Source organism: Micromonospora okii, assembly GCF_020884795.1.
GTDB lineage: Bacteria > Actinomycetota > Actinomycetes > Mycobacteriales > Micromonosporaceae > Micromonospora > Micromonospora okii.
In genome coordinates, this window is the sequence record NZ_BBZF01000019.1 from 140294 (window position 1) to 157150 (window position 16857).

Below are 16857 nucleotides of genomic sequence, written 5' to 3' on the forward strand. Positions count from 1 at the left end.
ACCGCCCCCGGCGCTGCTGTCGGATGGCCTTGGCCGGTGGTCCCGGCGGGCACGCACTAATCTTGGGGACATGTCGAGCCCCGCCGAGCGGTACGCCGCGGCGCGCCGCCGGGCCGCGCAGGCCTCACAGTTCCCGGCGCTGGACGAGTTCGCCCTTGACCTGGGGTTCGATCTCGACGACTTCCAGCGGGAGGCGTGCCAGGCCCTGGAACGGGGCAGCGGGGTGCTGGTCTGCGCCCCCACCGGCGCCGGCAAGACCGTGGTCGGCGAGTTCGCCGTACACCTGGCGCTGCGCGGCGCCCCCGCGCAGCCGGCGGCGTCCGGCGACGGGCCGGCCCCGCGCCGCAAGTGCTTCTACACCACGCCGATCAAGGCGCTGTCGAACCAGAAGTACCACGACCTGGTGGAGCGCCACGGCGCCGAGCAGGTCGGCCTGCTCACCGGCGACAACGCCATCAACGGCGACGCGCCGGTGGTGGTGATGACCACCGAGGTGCTGCGCAACATGCTCTACGCCGGCTCGGCCACCCTCGAGGGCCTGGCGTACGTGGTGATGGACGAGGTGCACTACCTCGCCGACCGGTTCCGTGGCGGCGTCTGGGAGGAGGTGATCATCCACCTGCCCGCCTCGGTCACCCTGGTCTCCCTGTCGGCGACCGTCTCCAACGCCGAGGAGTTCGCCGACTGGCTGGTCACCGTGCGCGGCGAGACCGCCGTGGTGGTCTCCGAGCACCGGCCGGTGCCGCTGTGGCAGCACATGCTGGTCGGCAAGCGGATGTTCGACCTGTTCCACGACGCCGACGCCGCCCGCAAGCACGACGTGCACCCGGAGCTGCTGCGCTACACCCGCGACACGATGCGCCGCCTGGAGCTGGGGGAGGGGCGCAGCGCCGGCCCCGGCGGCGGCCGGCGCGGGCCCCGCTGGCGCGGCCCGCTGCGCCCCGACATCGTCGACCGCCTCGACCGGGAGGGGCTGCTCCCGGCGATCCTGTTCATCTTCAGCCGCGCCGGCTGCGCCGCCGCCGTGCAGCAGTGCCTCGCCGCCGGCCTGCGGCTGACCTCGCCGGAGGAGCGGGCGGAGATCCGCCGGGTCGTCGAGTCCCGGGTCACCGCCATCCCGGGGGAGGACCTGTCGGTCCTCGGCTACTGGGAGTGGCTCGACGGCCTGGAGCGCGGCCTGGCCGCCCACCACGCCGGGATGCTGCCGGTGTTCAAGGAGGTCGTCGAGGAGCTGTTCGTCCGGGGCCTGGTCAAGGCGGTCTTCGCCACGGAGACCCTCGCCCTGGGCATCAACATGCCCGCCCGCTGCGTCGTCCTGGAACGCCTCGTGAAGTTCAACGGCGAGGCCCACGTCGACCTCACCCCGGGGGAGTACACCCAGCTCACCGGCCGCGCCGGCCGCCGGGGCATCGACGTCGAGGGGCACGCCGTGGTGGTCTGGTCCCCCGAGACCGACCCCCGGCACGTGGCCGGCCTGGCCTCCACCCGCACCTATCCGCTGCGCTCCAGCTTCCGCCCGTCGTACAACATGGCCGTCAACCTCGTCGGCACCGTCGGCGCGGAGCCGGCCCGCGCGCTGCTGGAGTCCTCGTTCGCCCAGTTCCAGGCCGACCGGTCGGTGGTCGGCCTGGCCCGGCAGGTGCAGCGCAACACCGAGACCATCGAGGCGTACGGCGCGGAGGCCGCCTGCCACCACGGCGACTTCGACGAGTACTTCGCCCTGCGCGTGGCCATCGCCGACCGGGAGCGCGCCGTGGCCCGGCAGGGCCAGCAGCAGCGCAAGGCCGCCGCGGTGGCCGCGCTGGAGCGGCTGCGCGTCGGCGACGTGATCCGCGTGCCGTCCGGGCGGCGGGCCGGCCTCGCGGTCGTTCTCGACCCGGCCACCGGCGGGTTCGGCGAGCCGCGCCCCCTGGTGCTCACCCAGGACCGCTGGGCCGGCCGGGTCAGCCCGGGCGACTTCACCACCCCGGCCGAGGTGCTCGCCCGCATCCGGGTGCCGAAGCACTTCAACCACCGCTCCCCGGCGGCCCGCCGCGACCTCGCCGCCGAGATCAGCGGCACCGGCCTGGACCGGCACGGCGGTCGCCGGGGCGGCCGGTCCCGGCAGGGCGCGGGGGAGGACCACGCGATCAGCCAGCTCCGCACCGAGCTGCGCCGGCACCCGTGCCACGCCTGCCCCGACCGGGAGGAGCACGCCCGCTGGGCCGAGCGGCGCCGCCGGCTGGAACGCGACACCGAGGAGCTGCGCCAGCGGGTCGCCGGCCGCACGGGCTCCCTGGCCCGCACCTTCGACCGGATCGTGGCGCTGCTGACCGCGCGCGGCTACCTCTCCGCCGACGGCGCGGTCACCGACGCGGGGCGGATGCTGGGCCGGATCTGGACCGAGGCGGACCTGCTGGTCGCCGAGTGCCTGCGCCGGGGCGTCTGGGACGGGCTCTCCCCGGCGGAGCTGGCCTCCGCCGTCTCCGTGGTGGTCTTCGAGGCCCGCCGCGACGTCGACGAGCGGGCGTCGCTGCCGCGTGGCCCCGTCGCGGAGGCGGTCGACGCCACCCTCAAGCTCTGGGGCGACATCGAGGCCGACGAGGCGGCCCGGGGGCTCACGGTGACCCGCGAGCCGGACCTCGGCTTCGCCTGGCCGGTCTACCGCTGGGCGCGGGGGGAGGCGCTGGCCAAGGTGCTGGCCAGCGGCCACCAGATCGACGGGGAGATGCCGGCCGGCGACTTCGTGCGCTGGGCCCGCCAGGTGGTCGACCTGCTCGGTCAGCTCGCCGACTCCGGCGGCGCGTCGGCGGAGCTGCGCTCCACCGCCCGCCAGGCCATCGCGGCGGTCAACCGGGGCGTCCTCTCCTACCACGCCCCCGCCTGACCCCCCCCAACCCCTGCTGACCCCGCCCGGGGGCTAGCGTCGATCAAGAGCTTTGCGTCACTTCGCGGGCCCCCGCTGACGCAAAGCTCTTGATCGACGGCCGGTCAGGGCCGGCTCGGACCGGTCAGGGCCGGTCAGGGCTGGCGGCGAGGGCGTCGACCAGGCGGCGGCAGGAGTTGGCCAGGTTCCATCGGTCGGCCAGCTCCAGCAGGCGGTCCGGGTCGGCCGGCGCCTGCGGCAGCGCGGTGGGCAGCTCCGGCAGCGGGACGTCCCGGGCCACCCGCACCACCTTCGGCGCGACGGCCAGGTAGTCGCGGGCGGCGTCCAGCTTCGCCCGCAGGCCGGGGGCGAAGCCGGAGCCCGGGGCGTCGAGCGCGGCGAGGAGACCGTCGAGGTCACCGTGCCGCTCGATCAGCCGGGCCGCGGTCTTCTCCCCGACCCCGGCCACCCCGGGCAGCCCGTCGCTCGGGTCGCCGCGCAGCGCCGCGAAGTCGGCGTACCGGTCGGCGGGCACGCCGTAGCGGGAACGCACCGCCGTGTCGTCGCAGTCCTCCAGCTTCGCCACCCCCCGCCCCACGTAGAGCAGCCGCACCCCCCGGGCGTCGTCGACGAGCTGGAACAGGTCCCGGTCGCCGGAGACCACCTCCACCGGCGCGGGCTGGGTCACCGACAGGGTGCCCAGCACGTCGTCGGCCTCGTAGCCGGCCGCGCCGACGGCGGTGATGCCCACGGCGGCCAGCACGTCCAGGATGACCGGCACCTGCGGGGTAAGGGTGTCGGGCACCACCTCGCCGCCCTCGGGGGCCAGCCGGTGCGCCTTGTACGACGGCAGCAGCGCCACCCGCCACTCCGGCCGCCAGTCGTGGTCCAGCGCGCAGACCATCCGGTCGGGGCGGCGGGCGCGGACCAGGGTGGCGAGCATGTCGAGGAAGCCGCGCACCGCGTTGACCGGGGTGCCGTCGGCGGCCCGCGCGGCGGACTCGGGGACGCCGAAGTAGGCCCGGAAGTAGAGGCTGGGGGCGTCGATCAGCAGGATCGGGGGTCGGTGTGCCACGCCGGACAGCCTGGCACAACCGTCCGACGACCCGGGTGCGGCGCGGCGGTCAGCGGTCCTCGTCGCGCCGGTACAGGGTCTCCCGCCGTGCCAGGCGCTGCACCGCGTAGCTCGCCACCAGCAGGGCGATCGCGAGGACCACCTCCAGCCACGCCACCGCCCCGTTGGCGATGGTCAGGCCGACGACCAGCAGCGCCAGCCCGGCCACCGCGAGGATGCCGGCCCACAGCAGCCCCCGCCGTCGCCGCGCCGCCCGCTCGTCGACCGCCACCGCGCCGCCCGCCTTTCTCCCGCGCCGCCCGCGCCGGTGTCGGCGCAGGTCCAGGCTAGCGACGCGGCCACCCGGCCCGGGCGGCTTCGCCGCGAGCCGGCCCTGCGGCCGGGGCCCCGGTCACCACTGGTCGAACCAGGCCCGGACGCCGTCGAGGTCGCCCGCGCCGAGGGCGACCATCAGCGCGACCCGGGCCTTGGCGGCGGGTAGGCCGTACGCGCCGACGGCGGCCAGGGCGTCGGCGGCGCGACGCGGCTCCGCCAGCCGGACGTGGCGGGCGCGGCACCGAGGCCGGCCGATCCGGGATCGGGGATCGGCCGAACGACCGTTAAGCTGAACGGGTGGGAACCGACGCGGCGGCCGTCGACCCGCCCGCGCCCCGATCACCGAAGCCGGCCCCGGCCCGGGTTCCCGCACCGCGCCGGCCGCCCCACGCACGACGCGGTCGGCTCACCATCACCCCCACGGAGCTCATCGCGCTATGACTGTCGACCGGATCCTCCCCACCGACGAGGCCCACGACCTGCTCGACCTCGCCACCGAACTCGCCGACCGGGAGCTCGCCCCCCGGGCCGCCGAGTTCGAGCGGCGCGCCGAGTTCCCCCGGGAGGTGCTGCGCACCCTCGGCCGCGCCGGCCTGCTCGGCCTGCCGTACCCCGAGGAGCACGGCGGCGCCGCCCAGCCGTACGAGGTGTACCTCCAGGTCCTGGAGATCCTCGCCAGCCGGTGGCTCGCCGTCGCCGAGGCGGTCAGCGTGCACACGCTGTCCTGCTACCCGGTGGCGCAGTTCGGCAGCGCCGCCCAGCGCGAGCTGCTGCCCGACATGCTCGGCGGCGAGCTGCTCGGCGCGTACTGCCTCTCCGAGCCCCAGGGCGGCTCGGACGCGGCGGCGCTGACCACGAAGGCCGTCCGCGACGGCGACGCGTACGTCGTCACCGGCACCAAGGCGTGGATCACCCACGCCCGGGTGGCCGACTTCTACAACGTCTTCTGCCGCACCGGCGGCCCCGGCCCGAAGGGCATCTCCTGCCTGCTCGCCGACCGTGGCACCCCCGGCATCGTCCCGCAGGCCGCCGAGCGGACCATGGGCCTGCACGCCTCCCCGGTGGCGCAGATCGCCTTCGACGACGCCCGGGTGCCGGCCGACCGGCTCGTCGGCGCGGAGGGCGCGGGCTTCACCATCGCCATGTCCGCGCTGGACTCCGGGCGGCTCGGCATCGCCGCCTGCGCGGTCGGGCTGGCCCAGGCCGCCCTCGACTACGCCGTCGGGTACGCCCGCGAGCGGCAGCAGTTCGGCCGGTCCATCATCGACTTCCAGGGCCTCGGCTTCCTCCTCGCCGACGCGGCCACCCAGATCTCCGCCGCCCGCGCCCTGACCCTGCACGCGGCCCGGCTGCGCGACGCCGGCCGCCCGTACTCGACGGAGGCGGCGAAGGCGAAGCTGTTCGCCACGGACGTCGCCATGCGGGTCGCCACCGACGCGGTGCAGGTGCTCGGCGGGGCCGGCTACGTGGCCGACCACCCGACGGAGCGGTACCTGCGGGAGGCGAAGGTGCTGCAGATCGTCGAGGGCACCAACCAGATCCAGCGGATGGTGATCTCCCGGGCGCTGGCGAAGGGCTGACCCGGCGGGAGCGTCGTCGCACGGGAGCCGTTTTCCCGGTAGGTTGCACGCCGTGGAGGAGACCGACCGGGCCATCGTCGCGGCGCTGACCGCCGACGGGCGGCTGTCGTACACGGATCTGGCGGAGAAGGTGGGCCTGTCGGTGTCCGCGGTGCACCAGCGGGTCCGCCGGCTGGAGCAGCGCGGCGTGATCAAGGGGTACGCCGCCCGCGTCGCCTTCGAGGCGCTGGGCCTGCCGCTGACCGCGTTCGTGGCGATCCGGCCGTTCGACCCGTCACAGCCCGACGACGCCCCCGAACGGCTGGCCCACCTGCCCGAGATCGACTCCTGCTACTCCGTGGCGGGGGAGGACTTCTACATGCTGCTGGTGCGGGTGGCCGGGCCGGCGGACCTGGAGCGGCTGCTCCAGGAGATCCGCACGGCCGCCAACGTCACCACCCGCACCACCGTGGTGCTGTCCACCCCGTACGAGAACCGGCCGCCGGGGATCAGTGCCGAGCAGACAGCTCGGGGGCGGGGTCGGCCGGCGGGGGAGCCGGCTGGTTCCACCGCCCGATGACCCGCCGGCCGTGCTCGTGACCGAGCAGGCTCACCGTGGCGGTGTCCAGGCGGAGCAGCCCCCCGGCGGCCGGCGGTAGCCCGACCCACCGCGCGCCCAGCACCCGCAGGGCGTGCCCGTGGCCGACCAGGGCCACGTCGCCGCGCTCCAGCAGCGGGGCGACCCGGGCGAGCACCCGGTCGAGCCGCTCACCCACCTCGGCCGGGGACTCCCCGCCCGGGCAGCCGTCCGTCCAGAGGTTCCACGCCGGGCGGTCGGCGTGGATCTCGGCGGTCGTCACGCCCTCGTACTCGCCGTAGTTCCACTCGGCCAGGTCGGGATCGGTGGCCGTGACGGCCAGCCCGGCCAGCTCGGCGGTGCGCAGCGCCCGGCGGCGCGGGCTGGACAGCACCCGGACGAACCGCCGCCCGCCCAGGAGCCCCCCGACGGCCCGCGCCTGCCGCTCGCCGTCGGTGGTCAGTTCCAGGTCGGTGTACGAGGTGTGCCGCCGCCCGAGACTCCAGGCCGTCTCCCCGTGTCGCACGAGCACGATCTCTCCCATCCGCCCAGTCAAGCACCTGCCCGGTTCCGGCAGTAGCGCTAGCCTCCTAGGATGCTCTAGCCGGTGTGAGCCGCCCGTCCTGGACCTCGACAACGCGGTCGGCCGCAGCGAGGTGGACGCGGTCGTGGGTGACCAGGACGGTGGCGGTGGCCCGCCGGTGGGTGAGGCGGGTGATCAGGTCGACGACGGCAGCGCCCCGTTCGTGGTCGAGGGCGCTGGTGGGTTCGTCGACGAGCAGCACCGTGGGGTCGTTCATCAGCGCCCGGGCGATGTTGACGCGCTGGCGCTGCCCGCCGGAGAGCTGGTGGGGGCGGCGGTCCGCCTGGGCGGCGAGGCCGACGGCGTCGAGCAGTTCCCGGGCCCGGCCCCGGGCCCCGGCGGGGGAGCGACCGTCGAGCTGCGCCATGACCTGGAGCTGCTCGGTCGCGGTGAGGGAGGGCAGCAGGTTGGGCTGCTGGAACACGATGCCGATCCGGCTGCGGCGCAGGGCGGTCAGCTCGCCGCGCGTCATGCCGGTGGTGGCGACGCCGTCGACGGTGACGGTGCCGGCGTCCGGGGCGATCAGGGTGGCGGCGACGGCGAGGAGGCTGGACTTGCCGGAGCCGGAGGGGCCGACGACGGCGGTCAGGCTGCCCCTGGGCACGGTCAGGGTGACCCGGTCGAGGGCGGTCAGGCGGGAGTCGCCGTCGGGGTAGGTGAGGGTGACATCGGTCAGGTGCAGGCTCATCGGGCGCTCCCCAGGGCGGTCAGCGGGTCGACGGAGGTGATGCGGCGGATGGCCAGCGCCGCGCCGAGCGCGCCGAGCGCGATCATCACGGCGGCCGGGACGAGAACGGTGGCGGGAGTGAGGACGAACGGCACGGCCGCGCCGGCGACGAGGGCGCCCAGGCCGGCGGCGAGGGCGGTGCCGAGCAGGGTGCCGCCGGCGAGCAGGACGACGGCCTGGCCGAGCGCGTCGGTGAGCAGGGTGGCGGTCGAGGCGCCCAGGGCCTTCAGCACGGCGACGTCGCCGCTGCGCTGGATGGTCCAGACGGTGAAGAACGCCCCGATGACGAGCGCGGAGATCGCGAACAGGAAGCCGCGCATCAGTTGCAGTGAGCCGTTCTCCGAGGTGTAGGAGCCGATCGCGGAGAGCGAGTCGTCCTTCGAGACGGTTTCGGTGCCCGCGCGCTCGTCGGCGGCCCGGATGTCGGCGTCGGCGCTGGTGTCCAGGGCGATGACGGTGGCGGCGGGCTCGTCGGCCCCGCCGCCGGGGGGCGCCAGCCTCTGCCACAGGCCCAGGCTGGTCCAGACGACGGGGGTGTGGCTGAAGGAGGCGTCGCCGCGCACGGCGGCCACGCTCACCTGCTGCCCGCCGAGGGTGAGGGTGTCGCCCGGGCCCACGCCGAGGTTCTCGGCGGCGGTGACGGAGAGGACGGCCGCGTGCCCGTCGATCGTGTCGCCGGCCGGGGCGAGCGCCGAGCCGGGCTGGACGCCGAAGGCGGAGACCCCGGTGCTCCGGTCGCCGGCGGTGGCCCTGGTGGTGGTGATGCCCAGGGGTTCCGCCCGGTCCACGCCGGGGGTGTGGGCCCACTGCTGCCACTGCCTCTCGCTGACGGTGGAGTTGGAGAACGACAGCTCCTCACCCCCGCCGGGCGCGCCGAACGCGAGCATGTCGGCGGGCAGGCCGGTGATCGCGGAGACGTTCTGCCGGCCGAGGCCGGCGGTCAGCCCGGACAACAGCCCGACGAGCATGGTGATCAGCACGATGACGGTTCCCATCAGGGCGAAGCGCCCCTTGGCGAATCTCAGGTCTCTCCAGGCGACGAACACGGCTTCGGCCTGCCCCTCTCGTGGTGTACGTGGTAGACCTCCACGGTCGCCGCTCGCCCCCGGGGTCCGCTTCTGGCGCAAGGCAGCAGATGTGGCGTGCCGAAAGGCCGCCCGCCGGTGCTAACTTTCGATTGAGGCGCGCCGGGGCGGTGGCTGCCTACGCTGGAAGAACCGTGAAGACCACCGCTGCGGCCTTGACGCCCGCCACCCGGACCCTGACCTGGTGCCTGCACCTGCTCGTCGTCGGCCTGCTCGCCCTGGCCGCCGTACGGGCCGTCGCCGGCGACCACCCGTACGCCGGGGTGGTCGCCGCGGTGGCTGTGGCGTGCGGGCTGGTCTACGCGGTCGGGCCCCTGCTGCCCTCCGTCGGCCGCTCCCGGCGGGCCGCCGCGGTGTGGCTGGCCGCGGTGGACGCGGTGTGGCTGGTCCTGCTGGCCCTGTCGTCGGACGCGGTGTGGGTGGCCTTCCCGCTGTACTTCCTGCACCTGCACCTGCTGTCCCGCCGCGCCGGCCTGGCCGCCGTGGCGATCACCGCGGCGGCCGCCGTCGTCGGCTTCGCCGCGCACCGGGGCTCCTTCAGCCCGGCGATGGCGATCGGCCCCGCCCTCGGCGCGGCCGTGGCGATCGCCGTGGTGTGGGGCTACCAGGCCCTGTACCGCGAGAGCGAACGCCGCCGGCGGCTGATCGAGGAGCTGACCGCGACGCGCGCCGACCTGGCCGCCGCCCAGCACACCGCCGGCGTCCTCACCGAGCGCGAGCGCCTCGCCCGGGAGATCCACGACACCCTGGCCCAGGGCTTCTCCAGCATCCAACTGCTGCTGCGCGCCGCAGAGCGGGCCCTTCCCGGCGCGCCGGACAGGGCCGCCCGCCACGTCGGCCAGGCCCGCCAGGCCGCCGTCGACAATCTCGCCGAGGCCCGCCGCTTCGTCGCCGCCCTCGCCCCGCCCGCGCTGGAGGGCACCACCCTGGCCGGCGCACTGGAGGAACTGTGCGGCACCACGAGCGTCCGGCACCGGCTCACCGCGCGTTTCCACCTCACCGGCGAACCCCGGCCGCTGCCGGCCGCGCACGAGACGGCACTGCTGCGCATCGCCCAGTCGGCCCTCGCGAACACGGTGCGCCACGCCGAAGCCAGCACCGCCGACGTCACCCTCAGCTACCTCGGCGACCGGGTGGCCGTGGACGTCACCGACGACGGGCACGGCTTCGACCCGCACCGGCTTGCCGCGCCCGAGGCCCCGGGCGGTGGGTACGGCCTGGCCGCGATGCGCGCCCGCGTCCTCGCCCTCGGCGGCACCCTCACCGTCGAGTCCGCGCCGGGCCGGGGCACCGCCCTGGCCGCCCAGCTACCCGTCGCCCCGGGCGCCGGCCGCGCCGTCGAGGAGCACCCGTGACAGGCCCGCTCATCCGGCTGCTCCTGGCCGACGACCACCCCGTCGTCCGGGCCGGCCTCCGCGCCGTACTGGAGACCGAGCCCGACCTCGAGGTCGTGGCCGAGGCCGCCACCGCCGAGGAGGCCGTGGCCCGCGCCGGCGTGGGCGACATCGACGTGGTCCTCATGGACCTGCAGTTCGGCCGGGCGATGAACGGCGCCCAGGCCACCGCCGAGATCACCGCCCGGCCCGGCGCGCCTCGGGTGCTGATCGTCACCACCTACGACACCGACGCCGACACGCTGCCCGCCATCGCGGCCGGCGCGACCGGCTACCTGCTCAAGGACGCCCCGCCCGAGGAGATCGCCGCCGCCGTGCGCACCGCCGCCGCCGGGCGGACGACCCTCGCCCCCGCCGTTGCCGACCGGCTCGTGAACCGGCTGCGCGACCCCCGCGCGGCCCTGACCCCCCGCGAGACCGAGGTCCTGACCCTCGTCGCGGGCGGCCTGTCCAACCAGGCCATCGGCGCCCGCCTGTACCTGACCGAAGGCACCGTCAAGTCCCACCTCGCCCGGATCTACGCCAAGCTCGGCGTCGACTCGCGCACCGCCGCCGTCGCCGCCGCGACGCAGCTCGGCCTCATCCGGCGCTGACCCGGGGGAGGGGGCCTGCTACACCGCCGGGGACGGCGGCAGGTCGTTCGCTACGTCATGAACCGTCACCCGTCCGACATGAGCACTGTGTACCGCCGCGAGGGTTGAGGCGCTATGCAGGACCCGATGAGCCGTCGGGCTGGCGAGAACGGGCGGCCGCAGCCAACCGTGCAGACGAGCACCAGGACGGGCACCGGCCCTCGGCGGCGCGCCGCGAGCGGCAGGCCGAGGAGCGCGGACAGTGCCCACACCGCCGCGTCGGAGCCCGGTGTCCGAAGCTGGGCGGCGGCCGTGAGGGCTCAGACACCAGCCGCATGGTGGCAAGGTGATCACGCGCTCGCCGTCATGGTTGCCTGCTCGTCGTGTTCGCGGTGTCGTGTTCGCGGAGCATTCACCTACGAAACCCCCGGCAAATCTCCCGACGGCCTCGTCACTCAACGACGGCCTGTCAGTATCAGACTCAGCTACCAGTCGGTCGGTGTCAGCTGCTCATGCCTGCGGCGAAGGGCATCGTCTGCCAGTGGTCAACCGCGGGCTTGAGGTACTCCATCAGTTTGGGAAGCTGCGGGACCAGGGTGAGGGTGGCGATGACTCGCAGCATGCCCACGGCGTTGACGAAGGCGAGGACCTCCTCGTCGAGCGGCCTCATGCCGTTGCGTCGTGCGCCGCGGTTGTAGGCGGCTTCGTGCTCGGGTCCAAGAGCGGCCAGGTCCCACTCGACGGGACCAAGCGTGACCAGTTCGAAGTCGGCGAAGAGGTCGCCGTCCACTGCGCGGAAAATGTTGGCGGGCGGGGAATCGCCGTGGATGGGCTGGAGGCCGATGCCGGGGAACCGGGCTTCGAAAGCGCTGCGTGAGCGTACGAGGGGTTCGAGGAGTTGCCATTCGCGGCGGGCGCGGTCGAGCTCGGCCGCTCCGATCAGGTCGGGATGGTGGTCGAGCAGGGCGAGGCTGTCCGCGATGAACCGAGGGTCGGCCGCGGACAGGAACTCCAGGCGGTGGCTCGGGTAGGCGCGCAGTGCCGCGTGCAGGTCGGCGACGCTCTCGGCGTTCGCCACGTAGTCGGGTTCCATGTCCCGGGCCTCCTCGACGAACGGCCAGAACGTCATCGAGAACCCGTCGCGCTGCACGGGTTCGCGCGGCAAGAGCGGACTGGGCCCGATCACGGGGATTCCCTGGTCGGCCAGCCAGCGTGTGACATCCAGCTCGTCCTGCTGGCGCCGCGCGAGGGCGGCCAGGTCGTCCGGGCGGGGCAGGACGGTGGGAATCCGGGTCACGACCGGCGAGGGGGCCAGGTGGACGACGACGGAAAAGACGTCGTGGAGCACCGTGGGCTCGGTGACGGTCAGGCCGAGCCCGCGCCCGGCCGTGACGGCTGCCTCGACGACGGCGGAGGTGCGGTCGGCGCGCTGTTGTGGTGTCAGGAAGGTGGTCATTGATCCCTTGCCTCAGTGGTGATGGATGTCAAGCGATTCAGGGCGGGGGTAGGCCGGACATCGGTCAGCGCCTGCGGCCGGCGTACAGTTCCAGATGCTCGGCTTCGAAGCGTGCGCGGAGGTCGCGGTCGTGCGAGACCGCGACCACCGCCCCTGGGTAAGCCGCGAGCGCCGTGTGAAGGTCCTCGACTAGGTCGAGAGCGATGTGGTTGGTCGGCTCGTCGAGGACGAGGAGGTCCGCGGGCCGGGTAACCAGGGTCGCGATCTGCAGCCGCCGCTGCTGTCCCACGGACAGTGCGGCGACTGGGACGTGAAGGTCCTGTTCGCGGAACAGGCCCAGGGACAGGAGCTGTTCGGCGTACTCGTCCGGCAGGCCGGGCCGGCCGGCGGCGAACGCGGCCAGTAGCGGCAGCCGAGTGGCGTGCGGGGGCAGTTTCTGGGCGAGGTAGCCGATCCGGGCGGGGCGGCGTACCGTGCCGGCGTCCGGCTGCAGGTCGCCCGCGAGGACGCGAAGCAGCGTCGTCTTGCCCGCGCCGTTCTCGCCCGTGACGAGGAGGCGCGTTCCGGGCTCGATCGTCAGGAGCCCGTCGAGGCGGAGCCGTTCCCCGACGCGCACGTTGTCGAGCTCGGCGAGTGTGCCCTGGGCCGGGCCACCGGCTGCCGACGGCAGCGCCGTCGTGAACCGGAGCGGTATCGGCGGCTTTGCCACCGGGTTACGCCGCAGCCGGTCCAGGCGCTCCCGCACCGAGCGCACCTGGCCGCCGAGCTTGGCCTCGCTGGAGCGGCGGTGCTTGCCGAAGCCCTGCTTCGGGTCACGGCTGGTGGCGGCCAGCCGCCTGCCGGCGGCCTCCAGCAGTTCCTCGGCGCGGGCCACCTCCTCGACCCAGTCCACGTACCGCTGCTCCGCTCCGCGCCGGGCGGCAGCCTTCGCGGCGCGGTAGCCGGCCCAGCCGTCGCCGTACCGGCACACGGTGCGCTCGTCCCGGTCGACCTCGAGGATGGTGGTGGCGATGCGCTCCAGGAAGCCGCGGTCGTGGGTGACCGCGACGACGGTGCCGCGGTGCGCGCGCAGGTATTCCTCCAGCCAGCGCACGGCGGCCGCGTCGAGGTGGTTCGTCGGCTCGTCCAGGAGCAGCAGTTCCGGGGCGGCGGCCAAGACACAGGCCAGCGCGAGGCGCGACTGCTCGCCGCCGGACAGGGAGCTGAGCAGGCGCTCCCGGTTGATCCGGGCCAGCCCGAGCCCGTGCATGGCGGCATCCACACGGGCATCTGCCTCGTATCCGCCACGCTCCTCGAATGCGATCAACAGCTCACCGTAGGCGGCGAGCTCCTCGTCCGACGCGTCGGCGAGGAAATCCTCTGCCGCACGAAGCCTTCGCGCCATGTCGCGCAGTTCGGTCAGGGCGAGGTCGACGGCGTCCTGAACGGTGCAGCCCGCATCGAGGCCGAGAGTCTGGGCGAGGTGACCGGTGCCGCCGGGAAAGCGGACGGTGATCTCTCCGTTGTCCGGTGCCTCGGCCGAGGCGAGCAGCCGCAGCAAGGTGGACTTGCCGGAGCCGTTCTCACCGATGACGGCGGCCTTCTCACCCGGCCGGACGGTGAAGGAAACCTGGTCGAGGACGGTCCGGATGCCATACGACTTGGTGACGGACCTGACAGACAGCTGCCCCACAGCGGGGACGGTGATGGGCAGGGCGGTATGAGTGTGGTCGCGCATGGAACTTTCCCTGGGCTTACGAAGGGTCTACGGGCAGCAGAAACGGCGGCATCGGCCGTGCCCGGACTCAGACGAAGAAAAGGAAAGCCATGGCCCCACCATAACAAGACTTGTTCCTCAGCCCCCTATCCCAGCTTCACGCTGCGGTTGGCGGCCTTGTCGGCGGTCGTCGCCAGCGGGCTGGCGATGCTGATCCGTGTGGCCCGGGGACACCGACAGCCAGCCCAGGCTCTAGTTTCCTAGGACGCCTTACAGGAAGTGCCCAAAAGATCAAAAAAAACAGGAAAAAAGAACGGGCCTCGGCGTCAGCCGAGGCCCGTTCGCGGCCTGTGCCGAGAGGTCAGTCGTCGCGGTGCTCGTGCCACCACTGCTGGCCGGCGGCGGGAAGCGTGTCGATCGGGTCGTAGTAGGCGTAGCGCTTGGCCAGCGCCTCCAGGTCGGCCGACTCGATGGAGGTGCGGTAGTTCTTCGTCCAGTACGAGATGCCGCGCTCGCGGTCGTACTCGGTGAGCATGTGCACCCAGCGCTTGCCGACGAACGGCACGTCGCAGACGATGCGCGGGGTGGCGTAGCCGGGCAGGTAGCCCATGATGTCGTGCTGGAGTTGCTGGGCGTGCCAGACCGGCACCCGCCAGTGCTCGGCGTTGGGGATCATGTCGCACATGTAGAAGTAGTACGGCAGGATGCCGGCCTCGCCCTGCAACGCGAAGCAGAGGTCGAGCAGGTCGGGGGCGGTGGCGTTGACGCCGCGCATGAGCACGCCCTGGTTGCGCACGTCGCGTACGCCGACGTCGAGGGCGGTCTGGGCCGCCTTCGCGACCAGCGGGGTGAGCGACTGGGCGTGGTTGACGTGGGTGTGGATGGCCAGGTTGACGCCGCGCCGGGCGGCGGTGCGGGCGACCCGCTCCAGGCCCTCGACGACGTCGGGCTGGAGCCAGTGCTGGGGCAGGCCCATGAGGGCCTTGGTGGCGAGCCGGATGTCGCGGACCGTCTCCAGTTCCAGCAGCCGCATCAGGTACGACTCCAGGTTGCGCCACGGCACGTTGGCCACGTCGCCGCCGGAGACGACGACGTCGCGGACGCCGGAGTGGGCCTTGAGGTAGGCGATGTGGGCGTCGTAGCGGTCGACGGGCTTGAGGGTGAGCTTGAGCTTGTCGACGGTGGGGGTGGAGTTGCCGACGAGGTCCATCCGGGTGCAGTGCCCGCAGTACTGGGGGCAGGTGGAGAGCAGCTCGGCGAGGACCTTGGTGGGGTAGCGGTGGGTGAGGCCCTCGGCGACCCACATGTCGTGCTCGTGGAGGGAGTCGCGGCTGGCGTAGGGGTGGGACGGCCAGTCGGTGCGCCGGTCGGAGGCGACGGGGATCATGTAGCGCCGGATGGGGTCGGCGAGGAACGCCTCGGTGGTGACCGCGTCGAACGGGACCATCGTGTTGATCATCTGCGGGGGCACCAGCATGGACATGGTGGCCAGGGCCCGCTGGTCGGCTTCGAGGTCGGCGTAGAAGGTCTCGTCGACGGTGTCGCCGAGGACGGCGCGGAGCTGCTTGACGTTCTTGACGCAGTTGACCCGCTGCCACTGGGCGTTCTCCCACTGCTCGCGGGTGACGTGTCGCCAGCCGGGGAAGCGGGTCCAGTCGGGTTCGGCCAGGGGGCGGCGGCGGTACTCGTACGGCTGCCCGGCGGTCGGCGGGGCGACCGGGGCGTGACGGGGCTGAGGGATGGTCTCAACCGGTTGGGTCTGGGTCACGGCCCCTCCTCGGTGCGTGGTGCGGATGATCAGCGGCCCGTAGGCTACTGGAAATTATCCGGCGAAGAAATTAGTCTGCCGTAAGTTTTCCCGCTAGGCGAGCCCTGGGCGGGGCTTCGAGCGGCTGGGATGGGGAGGTCGGCGTGACGTCACCGGTGGGTCTGCACCGCGTTGTCGAACCGGCGGGGGTGCTGCCGCAGGCGGCGTGGCGGCTGGACGCGAGCCCGGTGATCGCGCCGAACGAGGTGCGGATCCGGGTGGAGCGGTTGAACCTGGACGCGGCGAGCTTCCGGCAGTTGTCGGAGAAGCACGGCGGGGACGGGGAGAAGGTCCGCGCCGAGGTCCTGGAGATCGTGGCCGCGCGGGGCAAGATGCAGAACCCGGTGACCGGGTCGGGCGGGATGCTGATCGGCACCGTCGAGGAGGCGGGGCGGCGGTCCCCGCTGGGGCTGCGGGTGGGTGACCGGGTGGCGACGCTGGTGTCGCTGACGCTGACCCCGCTGACGATCACCGACGGGCTGGCCCGGTGGGACGGGCGCAGCGAGCAGGTGCCCTGTGACGGGTACGCGATCCTGTTCGCCCGGTCGATCGCGGCGGTGCTGCCGGCGGACCTGCACCCGGAGTTGTCGCTGGCGGTGCTGGACGTGTGCGGGGCGCCGGCGTTGACGGCGCGGGTGGTCGGTGATCTGGTGCGTCGGCGGCGGGAGGCCGGTGAGGCGTCGCCGGTGACGGTGGCCGTGATCGGTGGGGCGGGTAAGAGCGGGTCGTTGTCGTTGGCGGCGGCGCGGCGGGCGGGAGCGGGTCGTACGGTCGGGGTGGTGCCGGTGGCGGCGGAGCGGGACGCGCTGGTGGGGGCGGGCCTGGCCTCGTCGGTGGCGTTGGCGGATGCGCGGGATCCGGTGGGGTTGTCGACGGCGGTGACGACGGCGCTGGGGGTGCCGGCGGACGTGACGGTGGTGTGCGTGGACGTGCCGGGTTGTGAGCACGGGGCGGTGCTGTCGACGGCGGACGGCGGGACGGTGGTCTTCTTCTCGATGGCGACGAGTTTCGCGGCGGCGGCGCTGGGCGCGGAGGGGTTGGCGGCGGACGTGACGATGCTGGTGGGTAACGGGTACGTGCCGGGTCACGCGGAGCTGGCGTTGGAGTTGTTGCGGTCCGAGCCGGGGGTGCGTGCGCTGTTCGAGGCGCGGTTGGCGGCAGACTGA

The 16857-nt window shown here is 73.8% G+C and carries 15 protein-coding genes; 6 read left to right on the plus strand and 9 right to left on the minus strand.

Annotated elements, in window-relative coordinates; genetic code table 11:
* Positions 1-70 precede the first annotated feature (70 nt).
* Positions 71-2866 (plus strand): DEAD/DEAH box helicase, encoded by a 2796-nt coding sequence (locus LPU43_RS17605; protein ID WP_229401539.1) that lies wholly within the window; start codon positions 71-73, stop codon positions 2864-2866.
* Positions 2867-2990: 124 nt separating this feature from the next.
* Here LPU43_RS17605 and LPU43_RS17610 read toward each other — a convergent pair whose 3' ends face one another.
* The 3 genes from LPU43_RS17610 to LPU43_RS17620 form a co-directional block, all read right to left on the minus strand.
* Entirely contained in the window at positions 2991-3920 is a 930-nt protein-coding gene (locus LPU43_RS17610) for a 5'-3' exonuclease (RefSeq protein WP_229401540.1), read from the minus strand.
* Between the two features lie 49 nt (positions 3921-3969).
* Complete coding sequence (locus LPU43_RS17615) at positions 3970-4191, minus strand: hypothetical protein (RefSeq protein WP_229401541.1); 222 nt, start codon at positions 4189-4191, stop codon at positions 3970-3972.
* 120 nt (positions 4192-4311) lie between these two features.
* A complete protein-coding gene (locus tag LPU43_RS17620) occupies positions 4312-4629 on the minus strand; it encodes a hypothetical protein (RefSeq protein WP_229401542.1) in 318 nt (105 codons plus the stop codon).
* Between the two features lie 43 nt (positions 4630-4672).
* Between LPU43_RS17620 and LPU43_RS17625 the strand changes: the two genes are divergently transcribed.
* On the plus strand, positions 4673-5815 hold the full coding sequence (locus LPU43_RS17625) for an acyl-CoA dehydrogenase family protein (RefSeq protein WP_229401543.1): 1143 nt from the start codon (positions 4673-4675) through the stop codon (positions 5813-5815).
* Positions 5816-5867: 52 nt separating this feature from the next.
* The gene (locus tag LPU43_RS17630) at positions 5868-6374 is read left to right on the plus strand and encodes an Lrp/AsnC family transcriptional regulator (protein ID WP_229401544.1); all 507 of its coding nucleotides are present in this window, start codon (positions 5868-5870) and stop codon (positions 6372-6374) included.
* Here the strand turns inward: LPU43_RS17630 and LPU43_RS17635 are convergent.
* The 3 genes from LPU43_RS17635 to LPU43_RS17645 are packed head-to-tail and all read right to left on the minus strand — an operon-like array spanning position 6304 to position 8676.
* The gene (locus tag LPU43_RS17635; RefSeq protein WP_229401545.1) at positions 6304-6915 is read right to left on the minus strand and encodes a histidine phosphatase family protein; all 612 of its coding nucleotides are present in this window, start codon (positions 6913-6915) and stop codon (positions 6304-6306) included. The genes LPU43_RS17630 and LPU43_RS17635 overlap by 71 nt on opposite strands.
* Positions 6916-6961: 46 nt before the next feature.
* Positions 6962-7642 carry an ABC transporter ATP-binding protein gene (locus LPU43_RS17640; protein WP_229401546.1) on the minus strand — a complete coding sequence of 227 codons (681 nt, stop codon included), beginning with the start codon at positions 7640-7642 and terminating at the stop codon, positions 6962-6964.
* Positions 7639-8676 (minus strand): ABC transporter permease, encoded by a 1038-nt coding sequence (locus LPU43_RS17645; protein ID WP_229401547.1) that lies wholly within the window; start codon positions 8674-8676, stop codon positions 7639-7641. The genes LPU43_RS17640 and LPU43_RS17645 overlap by 4 nt, the downstream gene beginning before the upstream one ends.
* Positions 8677-8900: 224 nt before the next feature.
* Between LPU43_RS17645 and LPU43_RS17650 the strand changes: the two genes are divergently transcribed.
* Complete coding sequence (locus LPU43_RS17650) at positions 8901-10121, plus strand: sensor histidine kinase (protein ID WP_229401548.1); 1221 nt, start codon at positions 8901-8903, stop codon at positions 10119-10121.
* Positions 10118-10753, plus strand: a complete 636-nt coding sequence (locus LPU43_RS17655) for a response regulator (RefSeq protein WP_229401549.1) — start codon at positions 10118-10120, stop codon at positions 10751-10753. Before LPU43_RS17650 ends, LPU43_RS17655 begins: the two co-directional genes overlap by 4 nt.
* 481 nt (positions 10754-11234) lie before the next feature.
* Here LPU43_RS17655 and LPU43_RS17660 read toward each other — a convergent pair whose 3' ends face one another.
* From LPU43_RS17660 to LPU43_RS17670, 3 genes are all read right to left on the minus strand, one after another.
* Positions 11235-12188: an aminoglycoside phosphotransferase family protein gene (locus LPU43_RS17660; RefSeq protein ID WP_229401550.1), complete on the minus strand. Its 954-nt coding sequence runs from the start codon at positions 12186-12188 to the stop codon at positions 11235-11237.
* A gap of 64 nt (positions 12189-12252) precedes the next feature.
* Positions 12253-13905 carry a ribosomal protection-like ABC-F family protein gene (gene abc-f / locus LPU43_RS17665; RefSeq protein ID WP_229401551.1) on the minus strand — a complete coding sequence of 551 codons (1653 nt, stop codon included), beginning with the start codon at positions 13903-13905 and terminating at the stop codon, positions 12253-12255.
* 340 nt (positions 13906-14245) lie between these two features.
* Positions 14246-15652, minus strand: a complete 1407-nt coding sequence (locus LPU43_RS17670) for a KamA family radical SAM protein (RefSeq protein ID WP_229401552.1) — start codon at positions 15650-15652, stop codon at positions 14246-14248.
* Positions 15653-15795: 143 nt separating this feature from the next.
* Here LPU43_RS17670 and kdd point away from each other — a divergent pair, with 143 nt between their 5' ends.
* Complete coding sequence (kdd, locus tag LPU43_RS17675; RefSeq protein WP_505845693.1) at positions 15796-16857, plus strand: L-erythro-3,5-diaminohexanoate dehydrogenase; 1062 nt, start codon at positions 15796-15798, stop codon at positions 16855-16857.